A 9,021-nucleotide genomic window follows, 5' to 3' on the forward strand; every position below is an offset into this window, starting at 1 on the left:
TCTCTGCGCCCCCCCCCCCCCCCCCCCCCCCCCCCCCCCGCGGGGGCGGGGGGGGCGCCCCCCCCCCGGGGCCTGACCGCCGCCGTGCTCTTCGTGCTGCCGGCGCTGCTGCTGCTCGGCGCGCTCGTGGTCTACCCGGTGCTGTTCTCGGTCGGCCGCAGCTTCTTCGACGCCTCCGGCAGCGACTTCGTCGGCGGCGGCAACTACGCCGAGATCTTCCGCGACCCCGTCACCGTCAAAGCCATCCGCAACACCGCGATCTGGGTCGTCGTGGCCCCGGTGCTGCTCACCGGCCTCGGACTGATCCTCGCCGTGCTGGTCGAGAAGATCCGCTGGGCGACCGCCTTCAAGCTGCTGCTGTTCATGCCGATGGCGGTGTCCTTCCTCGCCGCCGGCATCATCTTCCGGCTCGCCTACGACGAGGACCCCGACAAGGGCGTCCTGAACGCCGCTGCCGTCGCCGTCCACGACACCTTCTCCGGCACCTCGTCCTACCCGGGCGCCCGCGCCCGTGAGGGCCAGGGCCTGACGCAGGGCCGGGACGGCTCGTACGCCACCGGGGCGGCCCTGTCGCCGGGCAGTTCCACGGCCCTCGGCCTGGTCGGGGTGGGCCCGCGCGACCTGCCCGAGGACGCCGTCCCGGCCACCGGCGCCGCCGCCGTCCCGGCCGCCGCCGACGAACTGCGCGGGGTGGTCTACCTGGACTTCACCGCGGGCGGCGGCGGAGCGCAGGGGCAGGTCGACGACGGGGAGAGCGGACTGCCCGGCATGACCGTGGAGGCGGTACGGGACGGCAGCACCGTCGCGACCACCACCACGGGCGCCGACGGGTCCTTCCGCTTCAGCGGCCTCGACGACGGCTCGTACACCCTGCGGCTGCCCGGCTCCAACTTCGCCCCGCCCTACGACGGGATCTCCTGGCTCGGCCCGACCCTGGTCACCCCGGCCGTCATCGGCGCCTACCTGTGGATCTGGACCGGCTTCTCCATGGTGCTGATCGGCGCCGGGCTGGCCACGCTGCCACGGGACGCGCTGGAGGCGGCCCGGATCGACGGGGCGAACGAATGGCAGATCTTCCGGAAGATCACCGTGCCGCTGCTGGCACCCGTCCTCATGGTCGTCTTCATCACCCTGGTGATCAATGTGATGAAGGTCTTCGACCTCGTCTACATCATCGCGCCCGGTCCCGTGCAGGAGGACGCGACCGTGCTCGCCACCCAGATGTGGCTGGTGTCCTTCGGCGGCGGCAACGACCAGGGCCTCGGCAGCGCGCTCGGGGTGCTGCTCCTGCTGCTGGTGATCCCCGCGATGGTCTTCAACGTCCGCCGTTTCCGAAGGAGTCAGGGATGAACGCGATCCGGCGCGCACTGAGCAGCGCCGTCGTCCAGGCCTTCCTCGTGGTCGTCGGGCTGGTCTGGATGACCCCGCTCGCCGGGCTGTTCCTGTCGTCGCTGCGGTCCGCCGAGGACACCGCGCGGGGTGGCTGGTGGACCGTGTTCACCAGCCCAGGGCAGCTGTCCTTCGACAACTACTCGACGCTGCTGGAGAACTCCGGCATCACCCGCGCCTTCTGGAACACCGTCCTGATCTCGGTCCCCACGACCGCCCTGGTCGTGGTGGTCGCCGCGCTCGCCGGATACGCCTTCGCCTGGCTGGACTTCCCCTTCCGCGAGCCGCTCTTCCTGCTGGTGGTGGCGCTGCTGGTGGTGCCGGTGCAGATCGGTCTGCTGCCGGTCGCCAAGCTCTTCGGCCAGTTGGGACTCTTCGGCACCATCCCGGGAGTGGTCCTCTTCCACGTTGCCTACGGGCTCCCGTTCGCGGTGTTCCTGCTGCGCAACTACTTCGCGGAGATCCCCAAGGAGATGCTGGAGGCGGCCCGGATGGACGGCGGCACCGAATGGCGGATCTTCACCCGCCTGGTGCTGCCGGTGGGCAAACCGGCCATCGCCAGCCTCGCCATCTTCCAGTTCCTGTGGGTGTGGAACGACATGCTGGTGGCGCTGCTCTTCGCGGACACGTCCTCGCAGCCGCTGACGGTGGAACTCCAGTCCCAGATCCGCCAGTTCGGCAGCAACATCGACGTCCTCGCCCCCGGCGCGTTCCTCTCCCTGGTGGTCCCGGTCGTCGTGTTCTTCGCCTTCCAACGCCATTTCGTACAGGGCGTGATGGCGGGCTCCGTCAAGTAGGGGGGCGGCGGGGCCGGGGCGTACGGGCCGGGGCGTACGGGGTGGGTCTCGGGGCCCGGTCGTACGGGGTGGGTCTCGGGGCCGGTCGTACGGGGTGGGCTCCGGGCCCGCTCGAAGCGGCGGGCGGGTCCGGCGTACCACCGCACCACACCGCTCCGGGCCCGTCCGTCAGCGCCGGCCGGACCCGGGACCGGTGAAGAATCGCGCCGGCCCGTCCGTAAGCGGCGGGTGGGCCCGGCATCCTCACCGCGCGTGCCGGACGCGTCCTGAGCGGAGGACACGTCCGGTCCCCGGTGACCACGCCGGGCCCGCCCCAAGCGGAGGGCGGGCCCGGCGTCGGTCGCGGGGGTCGTGCGTTGCCCATGGACCGGGTCGGCCGGCCGCCGGGCCGGAGGGGAAACGGCCGGAGGTCTGCGCCTCAGGGCGAAGCCGGTGGATACAGCGACCTCGGTAGTTGTGCCGCCGCCGCCGAGTCCAGGAGCCACAGGGTGCGGGCGCGGCCCTTGGCGCCCGCTGCCGGGGCCTGGATCTCGCCCGCGCCCGACAGGGCCATGGCGACCGCGTTCGCCTTGTCCTCGCCCGCGGCCAGCAGCCACACCTCACGGGCCGCCCGGATCGCCGGGAGGGTCAGCGAGACCCGGACCGGCGGCGGCTTGGGAGCACCGTGCACGCCGACCACCGTACGGTCCGTCTCCCGTACCGCGGGCAGCTCCGGGAAGAGGGACGCCACATGGGTGTCCGGGCCCACGCCCAGCAGCAGCACGTCGAAGACGGGCACCGGGCCATGGTTCTCCGGGCCCGACGCGTCCGCCAGTTCCCCGGCGTACGCGGCGGCGGCGGCGTCCACGTCCGCGCCGTAGGGACCGTCCGACGCGGGCATGGGGTGCACGCGCTTCGGGTCCAACGGCACGGAATCGAGCAGCGCCCGGCGGGCCTGGGTGACATTGCGCTCCGGGTCACCCTCGGGGAGATACCGCTCATCGCCCCACCACAGATCCAGACGCCCCCAGTCGATGGCGTCCCGGGCGGGCGCGGCGGCGAGCGCGGCCAGCAGGCCGTTGCCGTTGCGCCCGCCGGTCAGCACGATCGAGGCACTGCCCCGTGACGCCTGGGCGTCCACCACCTTCGTGATCAGCCGGGCGGCGGCGGCCTCGGCCATCAGCTCCTTGTCGCGGTGCACGACCAGCTGCGGGGTGTTCACTTGGCCGCCGCCTTCTTGGCCGGCCTGGCGGGCGCCTTCTTCGCGGGCTTGGCCGAAGCGCCGGCCGTCGAAGCGTCAGCCGTCGAAGCATCGGCCGCCGAAGCCTCCGGGGCCGGCGTCTGCGCACCCTCCGCCTCCGGCGCCACCGACGCGTTCAGCCGCTCCACCCCGAACCGCAGCGCGGAGGCGTAGGTGTCGTCCGGGTCCAGCCGGCGCAGCTCCTCCGCGATCAGCTCGGACGTCTCCCGCCGCTTGAGCGCCACCGCCCGGTCCGGCTGGCCCTCGATGGACAGCGTCGCCAGCGACCCGTCCGCCCGGTCCAGCACGATCGCCCCGCAATCGGTGGCCAGCCGTACGGCGGTCAGCCCCGGCCCGCCCGACAGCGAGCGCTTGACCGGCACGTCCAGCCGGTCCGCGAGCCACATGGCGAGCAGCTCACAGCTCGGGTTGAACTCCTCGCCCTCGACCTCCACCCCCTTGACCTCGCACACCACCTGGTCCAGGGCCGCCGCCAGCATCGAGCGCCAGGGCGTGATCCGCGTCCAGGAAAGGTCGGTGTCGCCGGGGGTGTAGGTCGCGGCGCGCTCGGTCAGCTCCCGCACCGGCTGCTCGGCCGCGTACGTGTCGGTGACCCGGCGCTGGGCGAGGGCGCCCAGCGGGTCGCTCGCCGGGTCGAGCGGGGCACCGACCGGCCACCACACGACCACCGGGGCGTCGGGGAGCAGCAGCGGCAGCACCACCGACTGGGCGTGGTCCACCACCTCGCCGTACAGCCGCAGCACGACCGTCTCGCCGGTGCCGGCGTCCGCGCCCACCCGCACCTCCGCGTCCAGCCGGGACTGGGTGCGGTCGCGCGGGGTCCGGGCATGCCGCTTGATCACGACGAGCTTGCGCGAGGGATGCTCGCGCGAGGCGTCGTTCGCGGCGCGCTGGGCGTCGTAGGCGTTCTCCTCGTCGGTGACGATGACGAGGGTGAGGACCATGCCGACGGCGGGTGTGCCGACCGCGCGGCGGCCCTGCACCAGCGCCTTGTTGATCTTGCTGGCCGTGGTGTCGGTGAGGTCTATCTTCATGGCCGGCGCCAGCTCCGTCCGTCTCGTGCGAGCATCTCGTCCGCTTCGATGGGACCCCAGGTCCCGGACGGATACTGCGCGGGCCTGCCGTTCGCGTCCCAGTACCGCTCGATCGGGTCGAGGATCCGCCAGGACAGCTCGACCTCCTCGGTGCGCGGGAACAGGTTGGAGTCGCCGAGCAGCACATCCAGGATCAGCCGCTCGTACGCCTCGGGGCTCGACTCCGTGAAGGACTCGCCGTACGCGAAGTCCATGGACACGTCCCGGATCTCCATCGACGTGCCCGGCACCTTGGAGCCGAAGCGGACGGTGACGCCCTCGTCGGGCTGGACCCGGATGACGATGGCGTTCTGCCCGAGTTCCTCGGTGGCCGTGCTGTCGAAGGGGGAGTGCGGGGCCCGCTGGAAGACCACCGCGATCTCGGTGACCCGGCGGCCCAGACGCTTGCCGGTGCGCAGATAGAAAGGGACGCCCGCCCAGCGGCGGTTGTCGATCTCCAGCTTCACGGCGGCGTACGTGTCCGTCTTCGACCGGGGATCGATGCCCTCCTCCTCCAGATACCCGACCGCCTTCTCGCCGCCCTGCCAGCCCGCCGCGTACTGGGCGCGCACGGTGTCCCGGCCCAGGTCCCGGGGCAGCCTGACCGCGCCGAGCACCTTGGTCTTCTCGGCGGCCAGCGCGTCCGCGTCGAAGGAGGCGGGCTCCTCCATGGCGGTCAGCGCCGCCAGCTGGAGGAGGTGGTTCTGGATGACGTCCCGGGCGGCGCCGATGCCGTCGTAGTACCCGGCCCGGCCGCCGATGCCGATGTCCTCGGCCATGGTGATCTGCACATGGTCCACGAAGGACCGGTTCCAGATCGGCTCGAACATGGTGTTGGCGAAGCGCAGCGCCAGGATGTTCTGGACGGTCTCCTTGCCCAGGTAGTGGTCGATCCGGAAGACCTGGTCCGGGGCGAAGACCTCGTGGACGACCTTGTTCAGCTCCTCGGCCGACGCCAGATCGTGCCCGAACGGCTTCTCGATCACCGCGCGGCGCCAGGAGCCGTTCGTCTGGTCGGCCAGCTGGTGCTTCTTCAGCTGCTGGATGACCACCGGGAAGGACCGGGGCGGCACGGACAGATAGAAGGCGAAGTTGCCGCCGGTGCCCTGGGCCTTGTCCAGCTCGTCGATGGTGTCGCGGAGCCGCTCGAACGCGTCGTCGTCGTCGAAGGTGCCCTGCACGAAGCGCATCCCCTGGATGAGCTGCTGCCAGACCTCCTCACGGAACGGCGTACGGGCGTGCTCCTTGACCGCGTCGTGGACCTCCTGCGCGAAGTCCTCGTTCTGCCACTCGCGGCGGGCGAACCCGACCAGCGAGAAGCCGGGCGGCAGCAGACCCCGGTTCGCGAGGTCATACACTGCGGGCATCAGCTTCTTCCGGGACAAATCGCCCGTGACGCCAAAGATGACCAGGCCCGACGGCCCCGCGATACGCGGGAGCCGTCGGTCTGCGGGGTCACGGAGCGGGTTCGCCTCGCTACCGTTCTGGGGGGACAAGATGTCAGCCCTCCGATGGGGCGAGGCGCTTGAGTACCGCCTCGGTGGACGCCAGCAGGTCGTTCCAGGACGCCTCGAACTTGTCGACGCCCTCGTCCTCCAGCACCTGGACCACCTCGTCGTACGAGATCCCGAGCTTCTCCACGGCGTCCAGCTCACCGCGTGCCTGCGCGTAGGTCCCGGCGATGGTGTTCCCGGTGATCACGCCGTGGTCGTCGGTGGCCACCAGGGTGGCCTCCGGCATGGTGTTCACCGTGTTCGGCGCCACCAGCTCGTCCACGTACAGGGTGTCCTTGTACGCCGGGTCCTTCACCCCGGTCGACGCCCACAGCGGACGCTGCTTGTTGGCGCCCGCCTGCTCCAGCGCCGACCAGCGCGCGGTGGCGAAGACCTCCTCGTACGCCTGGTAGGCGAGGCGCGCGTTGGCGAGGGCGGCCTTGCCGCGGGCCGCCTTCGCCTCGTCGGTGCCCAGCGCGTCCAGCCGGCTGTCGATCTCGGTGTCCACGCGGGACACGAAGAAGGACGCCACCGAGTGGATCAGGGACAGGTCCAGGCCCTTGGCCCGCGCCTTCTCCAGACCCGCCTGGTAGGCGTCCATGACCTCGCGGTAGCGCTCCAGGGAGAAGATCAGCGTCACGTTCACGCTGATGCCGTTGCCGATCACCTCGGTGATGGCCGGCAGGCCCGCCCGGGTCGCCGGGATCTTGATCAGCGTGTTGGGGCGGTCCACCAGCCAGGCCAGCTGCTTGGCCTCGGCGACGGTGGCCGTCGTGTTGTGGGCCAGACGGGGGTCCACCTCGATGGAGACCCGGCCGTCCTGCCCGTCCGTCGCGTCGAACACGGGGCGCAGGATGTCGGCCGCGTCCCGGACGTCCGCCGTGGTGATCATCCGTACGGCCTCGTCCACGGTGACCTTGCGCGCGGCCAGGTCGGCGAGCTGCTGCTCGTAACCGTCGCCGCTGCTGATCGCCTTCTGGAAGATCGTCGGATTGGTGGTGACACCGACGACATGGCTCTGGTCGATCAGCTCGGCCAGATTGCCGGACGTGATCCGCTTGCGCGACAGATCGTCCAGCCAGATCGCGACGCCTTCCTCGGAGAGGCGCTTCAGTGCGTCCGTCATGGAAATTGCATCTCCTACGTGTCGTATGTCAGCGTCAGCGCCGGGCGGCGGTGTTCGATTCCCGTACGGTGGCCAGCGATTCCTTCGCCTTGTCGGCGACATTCTCGGCGGTGAAGCCGAACTCCTTGAAGAGCAGCTTCCCGTCCGCGGACGCCCCGAAGTGCTCCAGCGAGACGATCTGCCCGGCGTCACCGACGTACTTGTGCCAGGTCAGTCCGACACCCGCCTCGACGGACACCCGGGCCCGCACCGACGGCGGCAGCACGCTCTCCCGGTACGCCCGATCCTGCTCCTCGAACCACTCCACCGACGGCATCGACACCACCCGTGTCGGCACCCCGTCGGCCTCCAGCGCCTCGCGCGCCTCGACGGCGACATGCACCTCGGAGCCGGTCGCGATCAGGATCACCTCGGGCGTGCCGGAGCCGGCCTCGGCCAGTACATAACCGCCCCGCGCCGCGTCCTCGTTGTGCGGGTACGTCGGCACGCCCTGGCGGGTCAGCGCCAGTCCGTGCGGGGCACCCTTGCCGAACTCCTTGGTGTAGCGGCGCAGGATCTCCCGCCAGGCGATCGCCGTCTCGTTGGCGTCGGCCGGACGGACGATGTTCAGCCCCGGGATCGCCCGCAGCGCGGCGAGGTGCTCCACCGGCTGGTGCGTCGGGCCGTCCTCGCCGAGCCCGATCGAGTCGTGCGTCCACACGAACGTCACCGGCAGATGCATCAGCGCCGACAGCCGCACCGCGTTGCGCATGTAGTCGGAGAACACCAGGAAGGTGCCGCCGTAGATACGGGTGTTGCCGTGCAGCGCGATGCCGTTGATCTCCGCGCCCATGGAGTGCTCGCGGATGCCGTAGTGGATCGTGCGGCCATAAGGGTTCGCCTCGGGCAGCGGGTTGTCCGCCGGGAGGAACGACGACGTCTTGTCGATGGTGGTGTTGTTGGAGCCGGCCAGGTCGGCCGAGCCGCCCCACAGCTCCGGGATCACCGCGCCGAGCGCCTGGAGCACCTTGCCGGACGCGGCCCGGGTGGCGAGCCCCTTGCCCGCCTCGAAGACCGGGATCTTCTCCTCCCAGCCGGCCGGCAGCTCACCCGCGGCGATCCGGTCGAACTCGGCGGAGCGCTCGGGGTTGTTGTCGCGCCACTCCTGGAACGACTTCTCCCAGTCGGCGCGCGCCTGGCGGCCCCGCTCGACGGCCTCACGGGTGTGGCCGATGACCGCGTCCGACACCTCGAAGGTCCGCTCCGGGTCGAAGCCGAGGACGCGCTTGGTGGCCGCGACCTCCTCCTCGCCCAGCGCCGAGCCGTGCGCGGCCTCGGTGTTCTGCGCGTGCGGCGCCGGCCAGGCGATGATCGAGCGCATCGCGATGAACGACGGCCGGTCGGTCACCTGCTTGGCGGCCTCGATCGCGTTGTAGAGGGCGTGCGGGTCCAGATCGCCGTCCGGCTTGGGCGCGACGCGCTGCACATGCCAGCCGTACGCCTCGTACCGCTTGACGGTGTCCTCGGAGACCGCGGTCTCCGTGTCGCCCTCGATCGAGATGTGGTTGTCGTCCCACAGCAGCACCAGATTGCCGAGCTTCTGGTGGCCCGCCAGCGAGGACGCCTCGGCGGAGATGCCCTCCTGGAGGCAGCCGTCACCGGCGATGCAGTAGATGAAGTGGTCGAAGGGCGAGCCGCCCTCCGGGGCGTCGGGGTCGAACAGCCCCCGCTCGTAGCGCGCGGCCATCGCCATGCCGACGGCGTTGGCGACACCCTGTCCGAGCGGCCCCGTCGTGGTCTCCACCCCGGTGGTGTGCCCGTACTCGGGGTGTCCGGGGGGCTTCGACCCCCACGTCCGGAACGGCTTGAGTTAGTGCAGCTCCCGGCCGAAACCGGCCACGTACAGGGGGGGGTTTTGTGTATC

At 71.2% G+C, this 9,021-nt stretch carries 6 protein-coding genes and 1 pseudogene; 2 read left to right on the top strand and 5 right to left on the bottom strand.

All coding sequences use genetic code 11. The features are described from left to right. The first annotated feature begins 3 nt into the window (after positions 1-3). Together ACFXAZ_RS35655 and ACFXAZ_RS35660 are read left to right on the top strand one after the other, a co-directional pair. Positions 4-1,350, top strand: coding sequence for an ABC transporter permease subunit (locus tag ACFXAZ_RS35655; protein ID WP_384599945.1), 1,347 nt, complete (start codon positions 4-6; stop codon positions 1,348-1,350). Continuing rightward, positions 1,347-2,186, top strand: coding sequence for a carbohydrate ABC transporter permease (locus ACFXAZ_RS35660; protein ID WP_384599926.1), 840 nt, complete (start codon positions 1,347-1,349; stop codon positions 2,184-2,186). The genes ACFXAZ_RS35655 and ACFXAZ_RS35660 overlap by 4 nt, the downstream gene beginning before the upstream one ends. Positions 2,187-2,604: 418 nt before the next feature. Here the strand turns inward: ACFXAZ_RS35660 and pgl are convergent, their stop codons facing one another. The 5 genes and pseudogenes from pgl to ACFXAZ_RS35685 all read right to left on the bottom strand — a co-directional run. Beyond that, positions 2,605-3,387, bottom strand: coding sequence for a 6-phosphogluconolactonase (pgl, locus tag ACFXAZ_RS35665; protein WP_384599929.1), 783 nt, complete (start codon positions 3,385-3,387; stop codon positions 2,605-2,607). Then, positions 3,384-4,460 (bottom strand): glucose-6-phosphate dehydrogenase assembly protein OpcA, encoded by a 1,077-nt coding sequence (gene opcA, locus ACFXAZ_RS35670; RefSeq protein WP_384599931.1) that lies wholly within the window; start codon positions 4,458-4,460, stop codon positions 3,384-3,386. The genes pgl and opcA overlap by 4 nt, the downstream gene beginning before the upstream one ends. Continuing rightward, positions 4,457-5,995, bottom strand: coding sequence for a glucose-6-phosphate dehydrogenase (gene zwf / locus ACFXAZ_RS35675; RefSeq protein ID WP_384599933.1), 1,539 nt, complete (start codon positions 5,993-5,995; stop codon positions 4,457-4,459). The genes opcA and zwf overlap by 4 nt, the downstream gene beginning before the upstream one ends. Before the next feature lie 4 nt (positions 5,996-5,999). Further along, positions 6,000-7,118: a transaldolase gene (gene tal, locus ACFXAZ_RS35680; protein ID WP_384599936.1), complete on the bottom strand. Its 1,119-nt coding sequence runs from the start codon at positions 7,116-7,118 to the stop codon at positions 6,000-6,002. 34 nt (positions 7,119-7,152) lie between these two features. Continuing rightward, positions 7,153-8,958, bottom strand: a pseudogene (locus ACFXAZ_RS35685) (transketolase family protein); the annotation flags it as partial. Positions 8,959-9,021: the final 63 nt, after the last annotated feature.

It is taken from the genome of Streptomyces sp. NPDC059477 (assembly GCF_042749375.1).
Lineage (GTDB): Bacteria > Actinomycetota > Actinomycetes > Streptomycetales > Streptomycetaceae > Streptomyces.